Raw genomic sequence first — 18,790 nt, forward strand, 5'->3', positions numbered from 1 at the left:
CCCAATTAAAATAAACCCAGTCAGGCCTATCATCTATCAAAAAAACATCAAATTCGGTCAGCCAACTCACCTGCAAGCCATATGGACGACACCCCCAGACCGATAAGGCCGATCTGCTGCCATGTTGCCTGCAGTTCCGTTCGCCGATGCAAGCTGGGAATCAAGTCCGCAACCGCTACATAAATCATACTGGCGGCAGCCAACCCAAGAATGGTGGGCACCCAATGCTGCACCAGACCCAGCGCAAAATAAGCGCCTAGCGCTCCTGCAAGGGTGGCCATGCTTGACAACAAATTGAAAAGCAACGCCTGCTGCTTGGTATATCCTGAATGCATCAAGATCAAGAAATCGCCGACCTCCTGCGGTATCTCGTGAGCAATGATGGCAATCGCCGTCACGAACCCCAGCCTGACGTCCACCAGAAAAGCTGCTGCAATCAATATCCCGTCCACGAAATTATGGAAGGTATCGCCAATCATGATCATCAATCCGCTACGCCCGTGATCATGCCCCTGATTGCTCTGCCCCTCATGCACCTCGCCCACCTTACCGTGGTGATGTCGCCATAAGACGAGCTTTTCTAATATGAAGAACAGCAAAATTCCCACCAGTACCGTAGCGGACATAGCTTCCAGGCTACTTGATAGTTGTAATGCATGCGGCAGAACTTCAAGAAATACCGCTCCTAGCAATGCGCCAATGGCATAACTGATCAATACAGGCACCCAGGCGGCTCTTGCCTTGAGCGCAACAAATGCTGCAGCAAGCACGCTCAACACGCCACCAGCAACGCTTACCAAAATAATCATCAGCAATATGGACATAGCGCGAAATTATACGGGATCACCCTGCTTTTTCTTCCGGGCAGGCTTGCTTTTTTTGTAAAACCCATTTATCTTAATGTTAATAATTATTATTTGTAGTTGCAGGCGCATTTCCAACTCCCCCCTTCAGGAAAAAGCCGCAATGACTTCGGATAACGCTCTTGCTCATAGAGAGAATATCCACCTGCCCCGACGGAGAGAGTCCGTGGGGTTTTTGCATGAAATCGAGTGCCAGCACCTTCTCGGGGAAGGGACCGTCAGGCACTCTCTAGCGAGGAAAACATCAATGAAAATGACAAACACACTTGCCGCCTTGGCGTTGACTGGCAGCGCCTTCTTCAGCAGTCAAGCGTTCGCTATCAACAATGTGTGGATTTCAGAAACCCCTTGGGGGAATGCCGAGACCAGCGATTATGCAGAATGGCACACGTTCAGCAGCGCTTCAGATAGCAACCCCAACTTCGGCGCCAATGGAGCCATTTATGAAACAACAGGCCGTGCCTTTGTTGCCAGCAGCGGCAACCTATATAGTTTCAGCGGCCCTGCAGCTTATACGGCTGTATTGTCTGACGTCGCCATCGGCCAGACATTTGATGTCTACCTCCGTGTCGCTACCACAGGCTCAACGTTTAACCGCCTAGCCACATTGGATGGCGTCTCTGCCACTTTTGTTCAGACCTACTATGCGGTGGAAGATTTTGGTGGCTTCGGCGGCGGGTATCTGGAGGAAGGCTACTGGAAATGGGAAAATGTCACTTCTTCAGACGGGTGGCTGGTGTTCAACTTTGATGCAAAACCACATACTGGCTTTGACCAGTTGGCTTTGGCAACTGTTGCAGCTGTTCCAGAGCCAAGTACCTACGGCATGTTGGCGCTTGGCTTGGGCATTTTAGGCTTTGCAGCACGCCGTTCTAGCAAGAAAATGATTGCATAAGCCGCATTCACGCTAGTCCCATCCACTCCGGCCCTGGTGTATTTCATTTATGCACCTGGGCCGGATTTTTCTGCCTACTCGTATCCACCATATGGCTCAAACTCAGCATTCCAAGCTTTATCTGCAAGCCTTGAGCGCGCTTACATTCCTCATAATTCATGGCGGGGTACTTGCAGCCGCAGGGGCAACGCCTTCTAACTCCAACAATACCTCCACAACGGCTACTGAACGCGTTAAAGAAAATGACACTTCCGCATCCTCTCCCTCTTCCAGTAAGAGCAGCAGCACTGCATCGCCCACAGTCCTGCCCGAGATTGGCGTAAGCTCAACCCGCATCAAGCAAGATGCGATCACCATTAACCCAACCCAGACCATCACCACAATAGAAGCCAAGGAATTAGAAAGAACACAACCCACAACGATATTTGAGGCAATTCGCGATACGCCAGGCGTCGCGATTGAAGGTGGCCCTCGTCCAAGCGGCATGACATTCAATGTCCGGGGATTTAACAGCAATGAAGATGTCCAGGTGCGTGTAGACAATGTCCCTAAAGGGTTTGAAAAATACCGCTTTGGCGGCACCTTCATAGAACCAGACCTGCTCAAGTCTATTGAGGTGCAGCGTGGTCCGCAAATCGCCAGCGGTTCCGGTTCATTAGGCGGCACCATCTTGGCCAAGACCAAAGATGCAGCCGACCTGCTGAAACCGGGACGGCGCTATGGCGGACGCATCAAGCTAGGCTATGCAAGCAACAATGACGAGGTTCAACGCTCCTATTTGGCTTTTGCTCGCCCGGTAGATGCTGTGGATATTCTGTATAACCGCACCTATCGCAATTCCAACGATATTACTCATAGCGATGGCAGCAAGTTACCTCAGTCGAAAGTCAACTCACGGGCCCAGTTATTGAAAGTAGGGATATTTCCAACAGACTTTCTCGAATTGATAACCTCAGTCACGTTACTCGAGGAAAGCGGACTGCAGCCATATGACGCCCTCACCAGCGACCCAGGACTATCGAACTTTGGTAATGTCCTTCGTGACATAGAGGATTTAAGCATTGCCCATACGGCTCATTGGAACCCTGAGTACCGATGGATAGATTTGTCCGCAACCGTTGCCTTTGGTCACACAAAAGTACTAGAGACATATCTTCCTGGCATGAGCAGGAATCGCTCATGCGGTCTCCAAGGAGTCACCTTCTGTGGAAATGATTATCACGACCAAAAAGTTAAAGGCATTACACTAGAGCTGACTAATACCGCTCAACTATATAAGCAAGATAATTTCAGCATTTCCCTGCTTACCGGGCTGCAGTACCGTTCGATGGAAAATGAAACAAGAAGAACAACCGATAGCCAAGGGCCTAATATCAATGAATCATTTCCTGCTGATGGCTTCTGGGCCGCCAGCACCTCAGGGGAAAACGCATATACGGCTGCATTTATTCAATCCCGCATCCAATATGGTCGGCTTGGAATTATTCCCGGGGTCAGAGTGGACTGGTACGAAATCTCATCAACAGAAGATCGCGTCAAACGTCACTTGGCCGAGAAAGGCTTATCGTCTGAAATCGATTTTGATCATACCAGCTATAGTATGGGGCTGACTTTTGATGCCATTGCCAATAGCCTGACTTTCTTTGCAAATTACGGTGAGGGGTTCCGCCCCCCCTCGATCAATGACTATTTTACTTACGGCGACCGCGCAGGCACTCCGCCAAAACCGGCAAACTGGCTTCCTAACAGACCATGGCTTGGTGAGGTAGGACTGGGCCCTCCTTATAGTTCAGGCGAAGGAAGATGCAATACTCCTGATACAAATTTTCTTTGCGGTGATGTATTTAAAATACAAAGCTCCCAGTCTAGCGAAATAGGCGTTCATTATCAGACACCAAACTTATTTGGGAAAAATATTCAGTTAATGAGTAAATTCACCTATTTCCACATTGAAACCAAGCATTTATTGCGCTATTTCTCCATTGATGACTTGACAAATACTTACGTACCGCAAGATGGATGGGAAAAACGCAATGGCACAGAGTTTGAGGGGAGCTTATTTTATAAAGACAGTTACTTCAGAGCCAATTATTCGCGCACCTGGGGATCATACTTTAATCCTCAAACAGGGAATATCAGCTCTATTGCCTGGGTACCAGCCAATACGCTGAATTTGACAATTGGAACTCAGCTCACCTCTCGGGTCGGTATCAATGCCAGTTACCGCAAAGTTTCAGAGCGCCCGCTCATCAACGGAGGCACTCAAGATGGCTATGAGCTTTTCAGTGCAGGAGGCTTCTGGAGCCCGACAGACAATCTAACATTCAGAATCATTGGTGAAAATATTACTAATAAAGATTATCACCTGAATGGCGGTGGTGATTTCTCGGGTCTTTTAGGCAATCGCGGCCCAGGTCGCAACATTCGCCTGATCACAGAGATAACCTTCTAAATCTTATATAAAAATGTGATGTTGCCATTGCGCAAAACAATGATAATTGTTATCATTTGTTTTAATGTTGCTATCAGTATGCAAGTATCATTCAAAGAATTGAAAGAAATCTATCCTTATGCTGCCTACGAAAGCTCCAGTGAAAACCTGCCTGCTCAACCTGCTGGATGAGTTGGTTGAGCATGATGGCTACGGCAGCCTCAAGGTCGATATACGCTTACTGCGCCGCGGGCAAAAGGAAATCATCATTGATTGCGGCAAGCAGTACCGCTTCGTTGTGGATTTCCAGCCTGCCAATAGTGCTGGAGATAAAGGCCAACAAGGCATGACCGATTAGTGAAATTGGTTTTTATGACCGCATCTGCTCATAGGATGGCGGTCATTGATTGCTCGACGGTGTGGGTCCGTGAGCCTAAATGTTGAATTGAATGCCTGCGCCTTCTCGGGGAAGGGTTGAATGGCATTCGCTTTATTAAAGGATTCATGATGAAACTTTCAGCTTTAGCTCTCGCCACTGGCTTGGCATTCAGTGCCTCCGCGTTTGCAACAGAAAACGTTTGGGACAGCGCATCCCCTTGGGATGGATTGACTGTCGTGGATTATGCAGAATGGAACGTGTTCGGCTGGGACTCCGTAAGTGGCAACGAGTACATTGATTCCACACCTGATGTTGGTGGTGTAGGCACCCTCACAGTTACCGGCGCCCCCATCATCACTGGTACTCAAAACGTCTACACATGGCAAGGTGGTCCTCTCTCTTATAGTGCATCCCTGTCCAGCTCAGCAACCGGCGTGTTCGATGTCTACCTACGTGCAGCGTCTATGGGGCTTGTAGCTTCTGACACCGCTTATTTGAATGGTGTTGCTGCAACAGCTGTCGAAACATACAACGTGTCGATGGGCATCATGTTTGGTGAACCTGCTGCTCAGCGTGAATATTACTTCGTGTGGAATAATGTTTCTGCTACAGACCTCTATACCTTCACCTGGACAGACCCTCGTCCCCACATCAGCCTCGATCAATTAGCAATCGCCACAGTGGCAGTGGCTGCCGTACCTGAACCAAGCACATACGGTATGCTGGCGCTCGGCTTGGGCGTACTTGCTTTCGCTGGCCGCCGCTCTCGCAAGCACAACGCTTAAATAGCAAGCAAGACCTTGTCAGCCCGCATCAATATACGGGCTGACATCTTTCGATTATTTATACCGGGGTATTACAATGTCACTTTCTTACAATCTAGCTGCCATCGCCTTGGCAGTAGGCACCGCTTTTGCCACATCCGCATCTGCCACCACCAATGTTTGGGATTCCCAGGCCCCTTGGGGTGGGGCAACGCCTGTACAATACGTGGAATGGAACTCTTTTGACTCCATCGAGGGTGACAGCACGCCCGAGATAGGTGCAGGCACAATCAGCCTGACGCCTCCTGCTGCCATCCAAATGGGTGAAGGGATTTACACTCTATTCAACATGCCGACGATTACCGCCACCTTGGCAGGCACCGCCGGCGTATTTGATGTGTACCTACGCGCAGCAGTGCAAGGCAACACATTAGCATCCGAAGCCACATTAAATGGTATCAGTGCTACCAGTGTGCTTGCTTTCACTGGGGCAGGCTCTCATGGAGACGAGGAAGAACTCTACTGGGTCTGGAACAATGTAGTTGGGACGGATCTTTATACATTCCAATTCAAAACCGCTGCTCCGCATGTCTTTATCGACCAAATTGCATTGGCAACCGTGGCTGCGGTTCCTGAGCCAAGCACCTATGCCATGCTAGCTCTTGGACTGGGCATACTTGGTGCTGCCAGCCGCCTCTCTCGTAAACAAAGCTAGTTATTTTTATATTAATAGTGCGCCTGGCCTACATCAGCGTATGCCAGGCCTCTTCTTTTAGATCGACCAAGCTCACCCACCCCTTTTAATAATGACAACCGCCAGCCTCAACACCTTGAGCCACCGCCCCATGCTGGCGCTTGTTTTAATGTTGGTCTCGGTGCTTCAGCCTCTTTCAGCATTAGCAGCAGAGACTGAAAAAAATAAGCAGTCAGAAAATTCCCCCAGCACACCCTCGGAGGCGCCGCAGGCTCCCACCAAAAAATCAGTCCAAAGGAATCCTGCAACTACTGTATTGCCAGAGACCAGTGTGAGTTCCTCTAGAATTCGGGATGATCGTATTAACACCACGCAGTCCATCACCAAAATCACTGCAGAAGACATGGAAAGGCGCCAAGTCTCCACTGTATTCGATGCGGTAAGAAACACGCCGGGCGTCAGTATTGATGGCGGCCCACGGCTTAATGGCATGAGTTTCAATATCCGTGGCTTTGACAGCAGCGACGTTGCGGTTTCTGTAGACGGTGTATTGAAAAACTATGAGAAGTATAGGTCTAGAGGCACTTATATCGAGCCTGACCTATTGAAAACAATAGAAATTCGGAGGGGCCCGCAAATTAGCACCAATTCTGGCTATGTCGGCGGGGCTGTCATTACTACTACCAAGGATGCTGAAGATTTTTTACGTCCAGGACAAATGATGGGCGGCCGAGTCAAGTTCGGATACGGAAACAACAACGATGAATACTTGCGCTCATATCTGGCCTACGCACGTCCACATGAACGAGTAGATTTGATTTATAACTACACCAATCGTCAATCCAACAACCTGACTCAAGGCAATGGTGATGAACTAGCCTACTCCAATCTCAACATTGAGTCGGAGTTATTTAAGGTTACACTCTACCCTACGGACGCACTACGCATTTCAACCTCATTGACAAAGCTCAAGCAAGGTCCGACAGTACAACTGTTCGATACCATCACAGGGATGCAATTCGCAACACCCTATGTGTTGAGAGCCATTGATGAGGAAACCATCTCCCAGACATGGGAATTCACGCCTGGTAGCGATTGGATTAATCTCAAGGCAATCCTAGGCACTGGCCATACCCAACAAAATGAAGTCACGCCTTTTGGATGGGATGGCAATAGACCATTCAATCCAATGCTCTATTGTGTAGGATTTACTGCATACAACAGATTTACCGGTCTACCAGGTACTGCTACCCAATCCGCCACAACGTGTACGGGAGACAGGCTAGACGACTACAATTTCCGCAATACTAACTTTGACCTATCTAATCGCGCGAAAATTTTCCACACCACTGATCTTGATATCGAGCTATTAACAGGAGTTCAATACTCAAGGCAAAAAACCATCACTAAACGCAGCTATGACAATCCCTTGTCTCCGCGAATTGATGCCAACGCAACTCCTTCGGGAATCAGAACCAGCACTGCCTTTTATATTCAACCTACCATGAGGATCAAACAGCTTTCCATTACCCCGGGATACAGGAAAGACTACTACTTCATTGAAGCATTAAATGAAATAAAAGATGCTCTAGACTTTACAAACCGTCGACACAAGATACGCGCCAAGGAAGAAATCTATAATTTGGCATTAGCTTACGATGTCGTTCCCAATAATCTCACCCTGTTTGCTAATTACGGACAAGGGTTCCGGCCGATTGCGAATGGCTATGCTTTCCCGATTCAAGCCTATCTGAGCAATGGCGATCCTGTTAGCGCCAGCCTATGCCCGGATGACCACTCTTCTTGTGACGATGCCTACAAAACACAGCGGACCGAAAACACCGAGGCAGGCATCAGCTATGTCAACAGTGGTCTATTTGGGCAACCGCTACAATTAACGTCTAAAGCGACATTTTTCCATAGCCATTCCAGCCATGTTGTATTAGGAATTTCAAACTACTTACCTAATTATGGTACCCAAATCAGAAATGGCTGGGAGTTTGAGAACAATCTGAACTACAAGGCATTTTATGCACAAGCTTCTTACTCCAGAATTGCGGGAAGGACAATTGTCGAAAGTAGCGGGAGGCGTATACCGATTTTCAGCCTGCCGGGCAACGCAGTGAACATTACTCTGGGATTCAATATCAGCTCTACTTTCGACTTCCATGTCCACTATAGACGGGTCTCAGACAAGGATATTATCAGCGGAGCAATGGATGGAGTCAGCGGTAATACAGGCATTCAAGAAGGCTATGAATTGTTCAATGTAGGTATGCGCTGGTCTCCAAACAAACATCTAAATTTCCGTTTGGTCGGGGAAAACATTAAAGACACACACTATTATTTGGATGGCGGCTTTGCAGGTGATCGAGGCCTTCCCGGTCCTGGTCGCAATATCAAATTCTATACAGAGCTTATTTATTAACCGTACTATTAAGTTATCAACACACTAGAAAAAATGAGGAGTCTCTCAATGAATCAATTAGCGACACACGAAGAACAATACCACGCCTTCCACAATGCAAAAAAAGAGCAAAAGCTACGTAACCGTGAAGCGGCGCAAGCCATCGGGATCACTGAAGGACAGGCGATTGCCAACGCCGTTGGCCGCGAGGCAGTACGTCTCAAGGGGCCGTTCCATGAAATCATTGCAGAGGTTCCCAAACTGGGCCGTGTGATGGCGCTGACACGCAATGAAGGCACGGTGCATGAGAAGATCGGCACTTATGAGAATGTATCCTTCGACCATGTCGGCTTAGTCGTGGGGCCAGATATCGACCTGCGCATTTTTTATTCGCAATGGAAACATGGTTATGCAGTCACCGAAGAGACCGAGAAAGGCACCCAGCGCAGCCTGCAGTTCTATGACGCCACGGGCACTGCAGTCCACAAGATCCACCTCAAGGATTTCAGCAATGTAGACGCCTGGAACAACCTGGTGCAGAAGTTTCGCAGCGAGGACCAGACGCCGGGAGAGGAAGTCGAAGCGGCCAAACCGGCACCTGCGGAAAAACCGGATAGCGAAATTGACCAAGAAGGCTTCAAGGCAGCCTGGTTGGCAATGAAAGATACGCATGATTTTTTCATGCTCTTGCGCAAGTTCGGTGTGGGGCGTACGCAAGGCCTGCGCCTTGCGCCTGAAGGCCATGCATACAAGGTGGACAACAATGCCGTCAAGCAAATACTGGAAGCAGCGGCGGCAGACGGCACCAGCATCATGTGCTTCGTCGGCAATCCCGGCAATATCCAGATCCATACCGGCCCGATCAAGAACGTGAAGGAATTGGGCCCCTGGATCAATGTGTTGGATGAAACATTCAACCTGCACTTGCGTACCGACCTGATCGTGGAGTCCTGGGTGGTCAAGAAACCAACCGAAGATGGCATCGTGACATCGCTGGAGGTATTCGATAAGAATGGCGAAATCATGGCGCAGTTCTTTGGCGAGCGTAAGCCAGGCAAGCCAGAACTTGAGGCATGGCGCAACATCGTGGCTCAATTGTCAGCTGTGAAATAATCATCAAGAGGAATGTAATGAAAATCCGCGCCTTGCTGCTCGCTACCGGGTTGATGTTTGGTAGCCATATTGCTGTTGCGGCTGAAAAGCTGTTGACGATAGGCGGCGCCGTGACAGAGATTGTCTACGCCTTGGGCAAAGGCAATGAGGTCATCGCCAATGACATTACCAGCGGTTATCCCGAAGCTGCCGCCAGCAAGCCTAAGATTGGCTATATGCGCACACTTTCTGCGGAAGGTTTAATGTCCACGGGTGCCACATTGATCATTGCCGAGGCCGGGGCCGGGCCGCGCAATGTGATCGACCAGGTGCGCAATGCCGGAGTCAAGGTATTGCAGCTACAGGAAACCGACCATACACCACAACAGGTAGCTGCCAATATCCGCACCATTGGTGACTATTTGGGGGCAAGCACGACACAGCAGATCGCTGCGGATTTTGAAAAATCCTGGCAAGAGGCAAAAGTCAAACTGGCCAAGCTTCCGGGACATCCCCGCGTGTTGTTCGTAATGAACAATTCCGGACGCGGAGCACATGCCGCCGGCGATGAAACAGCCGCCTCGGCCGTGATCAAGCTGATACATGCCGAGAATGTCATGGCAGGCCAGTTCAAGAGCTACAAGCCGCTGACTGCCGAGGCATTGGTGGCGGCAGCGCCGGAGGTCATCGTGACGACCAATGAAAGCCTGGAGGCCAGCGGCGGGCTGCCGGGCTTTCTCAAGACGCCCGGCATCAACATGACACCAGCAGGAAAGCAGAAACGTATCATCAGCATGGACACGCAATATATCCTGGGCTTCGGCCCTCGCCTGCCTGCTGCCATGGTCGAGCTCGGCGAAGCCATACGCAAGCAATGAGCAGCAGTGCTTCCTCCTCCATGACGCTGGCCGGGCAAGCGACCCGCAGTCTGCAATTGCGCAACCGGGTCCTCACTGGACTCACCATCATACTTGCCACTCTGGTCGTGCTGGCAGCAGGGATAGGTGCCGTCCACATTCCGCCGCTGGATGTGTTGAAACTGCTGATGAGCCCGCCCGGCACTTCCGTCTGGCAATCCATGCCGCAGGAGCAGCTGCAACAGGCCATGGTGTTATGGAACATCCGTCTGCCGCGCCTTGCCCTGGGCGTGCTTACCGGCGTGGCCCTGGCCGTGTCAGGTGCCGCCATGCAAGCCCTATTGCGTAACCCGCTTGCGGAGCCAGGCCTGGTTGGCGTATCGGGCGGCGCCGCCCTGTTCGCAGCGCTTGCCATTGTGCTGGGCGGTAGTTGGATGGTAGCGCTGCATAATGTGATTGGGGAGTTTGCCCTGCCCATTTTTGCCTTCGTCGGCAGCTTGATCGCCACTATCCTGATTTTTGCCATTTCGACCCGCCAGGGACAGACATCGATTGCCTTGATGCTGCTCGCGGGGATTGCCATCGGCTCGCTCTGCGGCGCACTGATTGGCCTGATGACCTTTGTTGCGACCGACCTGGAAATGCGTTCCCTCAACTTCTGGTCGCTGGGTAGCTTGGGGGCTGCCACCTGGCCGATGGTCACCATGGTGGCATGCCTGAGCGGCAGCTCCGTTCTCATCCTGCTCAAGCAGTCCAGCGCGCTCAACACCCTTGCGCTTGGCGAAGTGCAGGCCAGTTTGCTTGGCGTATCGGTCAAACGCCTCAACCAGGTATGCATAGGCGCGATTGCGCTTGCCGTGGGTGCAGTAGTATCCGTGACAGGCATTATCGGCTTTATCGGCCTGGTGGCCCCCCACTTGGTGCGACTTGCTGTCGGCCCAGACCAGCGCCTGGTCATGCCGGCTTCTGCACTGGTCGGCGCCATCCTGGTATTGCTGTCGGACTTGCTGGCACGCACGATTGCAGTGCCGACCGAGGTGCCGGTAGGCATCATCACGGCGCTGCTCGGCGTACCTTTCTTCCTGGCATTGCTGTTCCGCATGCGGCGCAAAATCGGGTTATAGGAATATTCATGCTGGAAGTCATTCACACAGGGCTCAACATCGGCAGCAAAACCCTGCTGCACGACATCAGCTTCATCATTAAGCCAGGCGAGATGGTAGCTATCTGCGGCCCAAATGGCGCCGGGAAGAGCTCACTCATCCGCCTGTTGTGCGGCGAGCTCAAGCCGTCCAGCGGCGAGGTCCGCTGGGAGGGAAAATCGCTTGCAGAATGGAACTTACTTCAGCTGGCCCGCCAACGCGCATTGATGCAGCAGCATGCTGAAGTTGGGTTTGCCTACACTGCCCTTGAAATCATACTGCTCGGCCGCCATCCCCATCACCTGGGTGCAAACCGTCCACAGGACTACCAGATCGCCATGGCCGCCATGCAGGAAGTGGGCGCCGTGCATTTGGCGGAACAGATTTATTCCACGCTTTCAGGCGGCGAACAAGCCAGGGTGCAAATGGCGCGTGTACTGGCGCAAATCTGGGAAAGCTCGCAAGGTGCCCGCCTGCTCCTGCTCGACGAACCCACTGCCGCGCTTGACCCGCTGCAGCAGCATCGCATGCTCACGATCGCGAGAAAATGGGCAGACAAAGGAGATGTTGCCGTCGTCGCCATCGTGCACGACCTCAATCTCGCCGCTCAGTATGCCGATCGTATCGCCTTGCTACGCGATGGCAGGCTGCAAGCAATTGACCGGGTGGAATCCATCATGACGCCCGCCATGGTCGAAGCCTGCTTCGACCTGCCCTGCGTCCTGCTCAATCATCCGGATGGCGGCACACCCATGATTGCCGCTCGCAGACACCCTTCATCATCGATGATAGCAACATGAGCATACTCAAGCCCATCGAAATCAAGGCATTCGTGCCAGCCAAAGACTTTAAGCTTTCCCAGCAGTTCTATCAGGACATCGGCTTCGAGAAACGGTCTGAAGGTGGAGGCATCGCCTATTTTTGCTATGAACATTGCGCTTTCCTGCTGCAAGACTTCCACTTAAAGCCCTGTGCAGACAATTTCATGATGCATTTACTGGTGGAGGATGCAGATGCCTGGTATGACCGTATTCGGTAGTCAGGCATCGTGGAAAAATACGATAGTCAAATCTCAGACGTGATCGACCAGCCATGGCGCATGCGTGATTTTGTCTTCAACGACCCAAGCGGTGTAGTCTGGCGTATCGGTCATAACATCTAGCAAAAAATCCTGGCCTGTTCCTTGCTTGATTAGCAGTGTGTGACATTGCAATCTGCAAGAAAGGAATGGTGCCTTATGAAAAGCTTCTGGATATTATGCTGTATTGCCGGCTTCACTCTTCTCAGCACGTCCGCCATTGCCGCCTCCGAACAGCAACTGCAAGTCGAGCCGGTACTACGCAGCGTCAAGGCCTGGGATGGCAAGAGCTACGCCAATTATCCAGGTGGCAAGCCTGAATTAAGCGTATTGCGTTTTACCATTCCACCCAACACTTCCCTACCATGGCACAGCAATCCGGTGCCTAATGTTGCCTATATACTTTCCGGCGAAATCACCGTGGAAAAACACGGCACTGGTGAAACTTTACGCCTCGGTCCGGGGCAAGCGCTCCCCGAAATGGTGCATGCCGTGCACCGTGGATATACAGGCGATAGCCCCGCGGTATTGATCGTATTTTATGCAGGTGGTGAAGGCATTCCCTTGCTGGAAGAACAGGAAATACAGTAGTAACAGAAAAATGACCCCTGCCAAACACTGGCAGGAAGCATGCCACGTCATTAGCTGATCTGGCGGAACATTACTCCAGCCAGATCAAGCTGGCCATGCGACCTGTTGATTCGTCACGGCGGAACGAGAAAAACCGCTCTTCATCATCATAAGTACACAGACCACCGCCATAAATATGGCTGACACCAACGTTAGCCAAGCGCTGCCGCCCCAGCTGAAAAATATCACCTAGCCATTTCCCGGCAGAAGCAGGCCTGAAGGCCTGCTCAGCCTTTGCGTCACGGGCGATAAATGCCCGCCTCACCTCATCTCCCACCTCGAACGCATCAGGGCCGATGGCCGGGCCGAGCCAAGCCAGTAAATCGCTTCCTGGCTTGTCCATTTCGGCTACCGTCTCCTCTATCACCCCATCTAGCAGACTGCGCCAACCCGCATGCACGGCAGAGACAATGGTGCCCGCCTTGTCACAAATGAGCACAGGCAGGCAGTCTGCCGTCATGACGGCGCACACGGTATGCCGAGTGCGGGCATAAGCCGCATCTGCGTCAGGCACACAACTGGCAGTGCCTGCGTCGATCACCGTAATGCCATGCACCTGGTTAAGCCATACCGGCTCTGTTGGCACATAGCGGTTCAGGCGCTGGCGGTTGGCTGCCACATCCAGCGCAACATCGCCCACATGCATGCCCAGGTTCAAGCTGTTGTAAGGCGCTTTACTTACCCCTCCCGAGCGGGTGGTTTGAAGCGCCCGGACATTGGCCGGTGCCGGCCAGTCTGGAATGATGAGGTCTTGATCACTCAACATCGTCATCCTCCTCAAGCCAATCGTCGTTTTCGTCTTCGCCGTATTCATACTCATAAGCGAATTCGCCATCATCCACGTAAAAAGCATCAGCCTCTTCTGGCGGCACATTTTCAGCGCGGATCGCTTCCAGCAATATTTTCATGTCGGCAGCCAGTTCCACTTGCCATTCCATTGGCTCACCGCTCACGGGATGTTTGAGTCCGAGCCGGATAGCATGCAGTGCCTGGCGCTTGAATTCGAGCAATACATTCCTGAGGTTGTCCGAGATATGGCGTAGCGGCAGAATGCCGCGAATGCCGTACACAGGATCGCCGACGATCGGCGCCTTGAGATGTTGCATATGCACGCGAATCTGGTGCGTGCGCCCGGTTTCGAGCAGACAACGCATATAGGTATGTACAGAAAAGCGATCCAGTACCTCATAATGGGTGACTGCGGGCTTGCCCATGCGGTTCACTGCCATCTTGGTGCGTGCATGCGGATGTCTGCCAATCGGTTGGTCTACCTTGCCATTGCGCCACACCTGGCCCCAGACGATGGTACGGTACTCTCGCTTGACGGTACGCGCCTGCAACTGCCTGACTAGATTGGTTTGTGCAGCCAACGTCTTGGCAACGACCAACAGGCCGCTGGTATCCTTGTCCAGCCGGTGCACAATGCCCGCCCTAGGCACATCCTTGAGCTGGGGCGCGTGGTAGAGCAAGGCATTGAGCAAGGTGCCACTCCAGTTGCCCGCCGCAGGATGCACTACCATCCCGGCAGGCTTGTTAATCACCAGGATATGCTCATCCTCGAACACCACCTCCAGCGGAATATTTTCAGGCTCGAAAGCCAATGCTTCCGGTGTTGCTTGCGGCTTAATCTGCACTTGCTCCCCGCCCCAGACCTTGAACTTGGCGGTCGGTGTCTCATCGTCAATGGTGACCAGTCCATCCTTGATCCAGCCCTGGATGCGTGAACGCGAGTGTTCGGGCATCAGGCGCTGCAGTGCCTGGTCGAGACGCATGCCCCCGAGCTCCTGGGTAATTGTGAGGGTAATAGGCGTTGCAGTGTGGCTCATCGGTTATAATCAATCATTGTGCGCTGCATCATGCAGCAGCATTGTGTTAATAATCGGCACCCACAAACTCAATCATGGATTTTGTAAATGAAGCATAGTTTAGCGTTAATTGCAGTACTCTGGCTCACAGGCTGCGCGATTTTCGGCGCCCCTACAGAACTCGACGAAACCAAGGGCTGGCCTGTGCAGCGCATCTATGCTGCTGCTGTGGAAAACATGACCACCCGCGACTATGAGAAAGCCATCAAGTACTTCCAGATACTGGAATCCCGCTATCCGCACGGGCGTTATGCCACTCAATCCCAGCTCGAGGTCATTTACGCGCATTACAAGAAAAACGATCCTGCTGCCACGATGGCTGCTGCAGACCGCTTCATCAAACTGCATCCCAACCACCCGAATGTCGACTATGCCTATTACATGAAAGGCTTGGCCACTTTCAATGAGCGCGGGATCATCGAAAAACTCACCAAGCAGCAAATCAGTGACCGCGACCCGAAATCGTTGCGCGAATCCTTCCTCGCTCTCAAGGAGCTGGTGAACCGCTTCCCCAACAGCCGCTATGTCAAGGACGCTACCTTGCGCATGAGCTACCTAGTGAACTCTCTCGCCCAGCACGAACTACACGTTGCCCGCTATTACATGAAGCGCCAGGCTTACGTGGCTGCAGCCAACCGCTGCAAATATGTCATGGAGTTTTATCCTGACACGCCCCATATTGAAGAAGCACTGGTGATTCTGATCAGCGCATACGACGCCATGAGCATGGATGATCTGCGCGACGATGCCAAGCGTGTGCTGGCGCAAAACTACCCCAACAGCCTCATGCTGGGAAACAATGTCCCCAAGGATGAACGTGTATGGTGGCGATTCTGGGAAAGCCTATTCTAGAGTAAGCTTGCTCTCTTAGAAGAGTAGATAGAGCTAATCGCGATATTACTCGATTCGTCGCTTTTATCTAAACACTGGCCCCTGGCATGTGTGATGGGAATATGAGCGAGCTGTTTATCAGGGCAAACGCTGCATACCGTCAAGGCCCTTAATGTCGACCCCCTCCTATTTCTTGGAGACCACCTTGTTTTTCACGTTGCGCGAGCTGGCGACAACGCCCGGCTTTTTCTTGATCTTGCGGCCCTGGTCTTCATTTTTTCGCGCATTCAAGGCCGCTCGCTCCGCAGTCTTGCGCCTGCGCATACTCACGATGCCTTCACCCTGCTTACGCTCTTCCTGTTCGGCAAAAGGATTGTGGCCTTGGTTGAACTGCACCCGCAATGGTGTTCCAGTCAACTGGAATGCCTTGCGGAATACGCCTGCCAGATAACGCCGGTAACTCTCCTTGATACCATCCACATGGTTGCCGTGGATCACGACGATAGGAGGATTGCTACCACCTTGATGCGCGTAACGGAGCTTGGGCCGTATGCCCTTGCTGATCGGCGGCTGGTGCTGCATGGTCGCATCTTCCAGAACCCGGGTCAGTTGCGGAGTTGAGAGCTTGGCCATGGCAGCCTTGTAGGCGGCATCCACAGAATGGAATAACTCACCCAGGCCCTTCTTGCGCAAAGCCGAAATATAGTGAAACTTGGCAAAATCCAGGAACTGCAGCTTGCGGTCGATTTCGCGCTTGATCCATTCGCGTTTATCATCTTCCAGGCCATCCCATTTGTTTACGGCCACCACGAGTGCCCGGCCACTGTCGAGGATGTAAGCCGAAACGTGGGCATCCTGCTCAGTAATGCCTTCCTGCGCATCAACCACGAGAATAGCGACGTTGGCCTCTTCAATTGCCTGCATGGTCTTAATGACAGAAAACTTCTCTACTGCCTCAAAAACCTTGCCACGCCTGCGCACACCTGCCGTATCAATAATCGTGTAGCGCTTGCCGTTGCGCTCGAGATCCAGATAGATCGAGTCACGGGTCGTTCCCGGCTGGTCAAATGCAATCACGCGCTCCTCGCCCAGAAGCGCATTGACCAAGGTTGACTTTCCCACATTCGGGCGGCCCACGATTGCCACCTTGGGCACTTGGTTCCCTTGGGACTCCTCTTCCTCACCGGGCTCAGGAAAGTTTTCCAGGGCCAGTTCGACAAGGTCCCGCACACCTTCACCATGGGCGGAGGATATAGATAGTGGATGTCCCAATCCCAGTTCGTGGAATTCTGCACTGGCAATGGCGCGCTGCATGCCTTCCGTCTTATTGACGGCCAACAGGATAGGCCGCTGACTCTTACGCAGCCGTTCGGCGATCACCTTATCTTGAGGTGCAAGACCGTTGCGTCCGTCGACGAGAAAAATCACTACATCAGCCTCATCAATCGCCAACAGCGTCTGGCGTGCCATTTCCTTGAGAATACCACTATCCACCAGTGGCTCAAAACCACCGGTATCAACAACTAGATAAGGTTTGCTTCCTACTACGCCACGACCATAATGGCGATCGCGCGTCAGTCCAGGCAAGTCTGCCACCAAGGCATCTCGGGTCTTGGTCAGGCGGTTGAACAATGTAGACTTGCCTACGTTGGGCCTGCCAACAAGAACGATGGTCGGCAGCATCATTGCGGCACTACTGAAACAGCATATAAGCCACCCTTGCGGGTCTGAACCAGGAAGCCGTTAGTGCCAAGCGCAACCGGCTGAGGCATCACCGCGCCCTTTTCGGTCTGCAATCGGGCCACAAAATTGCCTTCATCACGGTCCATGAAGTGGAGATAACCCTCGACATCCCCAACCACCACGACACCTCCCATTGGCAATGGGGCACTCAATTGGCGGTTCTTGAGGTCTGGCTGACGCCAGAAAGTACGGCCACTTGAATAATCAAGTGCGAACACGGCTCCACTGGCGTGCGAAACATACACTCGCGCATCCTCAGCGCCCAGGCCGGTATAGCTTGAAATATCCCGCGTCCAGGCAACCCGTCCAGTTGTACGCTCCACGGCAGCGACACGGCCCTGATAAGCAACTGCGTATACCAATGGCCCATCCACCACAGGCAAGCTGGTAATATCCGCGATGCGCTCCAACTCTGTCGTTCCCTTGGGCAGGGCAACAGAAGCCTCCCATAACGTCTTGCCATCATCGGCACGCAGCGAGACAAGCTTGCCGCCGGCAAATCCCGCGTAGACAATATTATCGGCAATCGTCACGCCAGCGCTGCTGCGCAGGGTCAGGGTCGGCGTAGCACGCTCATACACCCACTTGCGCGCACCATCCTTGGCGTTCAAGCCGAAAATCCGGCTGTCACCGCAACGAACGACCACGACATCATTCTCCACTTGAGGAGCACTCAAGACCTCGCTGCTGACCTTGGATTTCCATAGCAGTTTTCCATCAAGGTCATAAGCCAGTACATAGCCCTTGGGCGTCCCGACCAGCACCAAGCCGCTACCAAGGCCAACGCCGCCAGTCAGCGCTTCCCCGGCATTGACCTTCCACACCTGTTTACCGCTAACTGCATCAAACTTGGCGATCTCACCATCTCCGCTTGCCGCGTATACAAAGCCATCAGCTGCAGCAGGCATGAAGTCGGCAAGCCCTGATTCGCCCACCTTGGCAGACCAAACAATTCTCGGCTTCAGCGTGGGCTTGAACTCTACCAACTCGGCAGGCGGGTCAGCCTGATCACGCCCGAACACGCGCTCGGATATATCGGTTTTAAGGTCGCTGATCGTGGAACATCCACCCAATAACACAGCGGCGGCGATTGACAATGAAATTGAACGCAAACTTCGC

At 52.3% G+C, this 18,790-nt stretch carries 18 protein-coding genes; 13 read left to right on the plus strand and 5 right to left on the minus strand.

The window, feature by feature from the left end; translation table 11 throughout:
* Nucleotides 1-47: 47 nt before the first annotated feature.
* Complete coding sequence (locus tag MFLA_RS08185) at nucleotides 48-824, minus strand: ZIP family metal transporter (protein ID WP_011479819.1); 777 nt, start codon at nucleotides 822-824, stop codon at nucleotides 48-50.
* Nucleotides 825-1,110: 286 nt separating this feature from the next.
* On the opposite strand from MFLA_RS08185, the gene MFLA_RS08190 reads away from it, so the two are divergent.
* From MFLA_RS08190 to MFLA_RS08250, 12 genes are all read left to right on the plus strand, one after another.
* Complete coding sequence (locus MFLA_RS08190) at nucleotides 1,111-1,758, plus strand: PEP-CTERM sorting domain-containing protein (protein ID WP_048811639.1); 648 nt, start codon at nucleotides 1,111-1,113, stop codon at nucleotides 1,756-1,758.
* A 91-nt stretch (nucleotides 1,759-1,849) separates the two neighbouring features.
* Complete coding sequence (locus tag MFLA_RS08200) at nucleotides 1,850-4,210, plus strand: TonB-dependent receptor domain-containing protein (protein WP_195741980.1); 2,361 nt, start codon at nucleotides 1,850-1,852, stop codon at nucleotides 4,208-4,210.
* Between the two features lie 118 nt (nucleotides 4,211-4,328).
* Nucleotides 4,329-4,547 (plus strand): hypothetical protein, encoded by a 219-nt coding sequence (locus MFLA_RS08205; RefSeq protein WP_011479822.1) that lies wholly within the window; start codon nucleotides 4,329-4,331, stop codon nucleotides 4,545-4,547.
* A gap of 116 nt (nucleotides 4,548-4,663) precedes the next feature.
* Nucleotides 4,664-5,353: a PEP-CTERM sorting domain-containing protein gene (locus MFLA_RS08210; protein ID WP_229407035.1), complete on the plus strand. Its 690-nt coding sequence runs from the start codon at nucleotides 4,664-4,666 to the stop codon at nucleotides 5,351-5,353.
* A gap of 76 nt (nucleotides 5,354-5,429) precedes the next feature.
* Entirely contained in the window at nucleotides 5,430-6,047 is a 618-nt protein-coding gene (locus MFLA_RS08215; RefSeq protein WP_011479824.1) for a PEP-CTERM sorting domain-containing protein, read from the plus strand.
* Between the two features lie 130 nt (nucleotides 6,048-6,177).
* Nucleotides 6,178-8,454, plus strand: a complete 2,277-nt coding sequence (locus MFLA_RS08220; protein WP_048811643.1) for a TonB-dependent receptor domain-containing protein — start codon at nucleotides 6,178-6,180, stop codon at nucleotides 8,452-8,454.
* Nucleotides 8,455-8,502: 48 nt separating this feature from the next.
* Nucleotides 8,503-9,546, plus strand: a complete 1,044-nt coding sequence (locus tag MFLA_RS08225; RefSeq protein ID WP_011479826.1) for a hemin-degrading factor — start codon at nucleotides 8,503-8,505, stop codon at nucleotides 9,544-9,546.
* 17 nt (nucleotides 9,547-9,563) lie between these two features.
* Nucleotides 9,564-10,403, plus strand: a complete 840-nt coding sequence (locus MFLA_RS08230; RefSeq protein ID WP_011479827.1) for a heme/hemin ABC transporter substrate-binding protein — start codon at nucleotides 9,564-9,566, stop codon at nucleotides 10,401-10,403.
* Nucleotides 10,400-11,506, plus strand: a complete 1,107-nt coding sequence (locus MFLA_RS08235) for a FecCD family ABC transporter permease (RefSeq protein ID WP_011479828.1) — start codon at nucleotides 10,400-10,402, stop codon at nucleotides 11,504-11,506. Before MFLA_RS08230 ends, MFLA_RS08235 begins: the two co-directional genes overlap by 4 nt.
* A gap of 8 nt (nucleotides 11,507-11,514) precedes the next feature.
* Nucleotides 11,515-12,324: a heme ABC transporter ATP-binding protein gene (locus tag MFLA_RS08240; RefSeq protein WP_011479829.1), complete on the plus strand. Its 810-nt coding sequence runs from the start codon at nucleotides 11,515-11,517 to the stop codon at nucleotides 12,322-12,324.
* Entirely contained in the window at nucleotides 12,321-12,563 is a 243-nt protein-coding gene (locus MFLA_RS08245) for a hypothetical protein (protein ID WP_011479830.1), read from the plus strand. The genes MFLA_RS08240 and MFLA_RS08245 overlap by 4 nt, the downstream gene beginning before the upstream one ends.
* A 198-nt stretch (nucleotides 12,564-12,761) precedes the next feature.
* Nucleotides 12,762-13,193: a cupin domain-containing protein gene (locus tag MFLA_RS08250; RefSeq protein ID WP_011479832.1), complete on the plus strand. Its 432-nt coding sequence runs from the start codon at nucleotides 12,762-12,764 to the stop codon at nucleotides 13,191-13,193.
* Nucleotides 13,194-13,263: 70 nt separating this feature from the next.
* Here the strand turns inward: MFLA_RS08250 and pgeF are convergent, their stop codons facing one another.
* Nucleotides 13,264-13,998, minus strand: coding sequence for a peptidoglycan editing factor PgeF (pgeF, locus tag MFLA_RS08255; protein ID WP_011479833.1), 735 nt, complete (start codon nucleotides 13,996-13,998; stop codon nucleotides 13,264-13,266).
* The gene (gene rluD / locus MFLA_RS08260; RefSeq protein WP_011479834.1) at nucleotides 13,988-15,058 is read right to left on the minus strand and encodes a 23S rRNA pseudouridine(1911/1915/1917) synthase RluD; all 1,071 of its coding nucleotides are present in this window, start codon (nucleotides 15,056-15,058) and stop codon (nucleotides 13,988-13,990) included. Before rluD ends, pgeF begins: the two co-directional genes overlap by 11 nt.
* 87 nt (nucleotides 15,059-15,145) lie before the next feature.
* Here rluD and MFLA_RS08265 point away from each other — a divergent pair, with 87 nt between their 5' ends.
* Nucleotides 15,146-15,949, plus strand: coding sequence for an outer membrane protein assembly factor BamD (locus MFLA_RS08265; protein WP_011479835.1), 804 nt, complete (start codon nucleotides 15,146-15,148; stop codon nucleotides 15,947-15,949).
* A 165-nt stretch (nucleotides 15,950-16,114) separates the two neighbouring features.
* Here the strand turns inward: MFLA_RS08265 and der are convergent, their stop codons facing one another.
* Both der and bamB read right to left on the minus strand, forming a co-directional pair.
* On the minus strand, nucleotides 16,115-17,611 hold the full coding sequence (gene der / locus MFLA_RS08270; protein WP_048811924.1) for a ribosome biogenesis GTPase Der: 1,497 nt from the start codon (nucleotides 17,609-17,611) through the stop codon (nucleotides 16,115-16,117).
* A complete protein-coding gene (bamB, locus tag MFLA_RS08275) occupies nucleotides 17,611-18,783 on the minus strand; it encodes an outer membrane protein assembly factor BamB (protein WP_011479837.1) in 1,173 nt (390 codons plus the stop codon). Before bamB ends, der begins: the two co-directional genes overlap by 1 nt.
* Between the last annotated feature and the right edge of the window lie 7 nt (nucleotides 18,784-18,790).

This window comes from Methylobacillus flagellatus KT (assembly GCF_000013705.1).
Lineage (GTDB): Bacteria > Pseudomonadota > Gammaproteobacteria > Burkholderiales > Methylophilaceae > Methylobacillus > Methylobacillus flagellatus.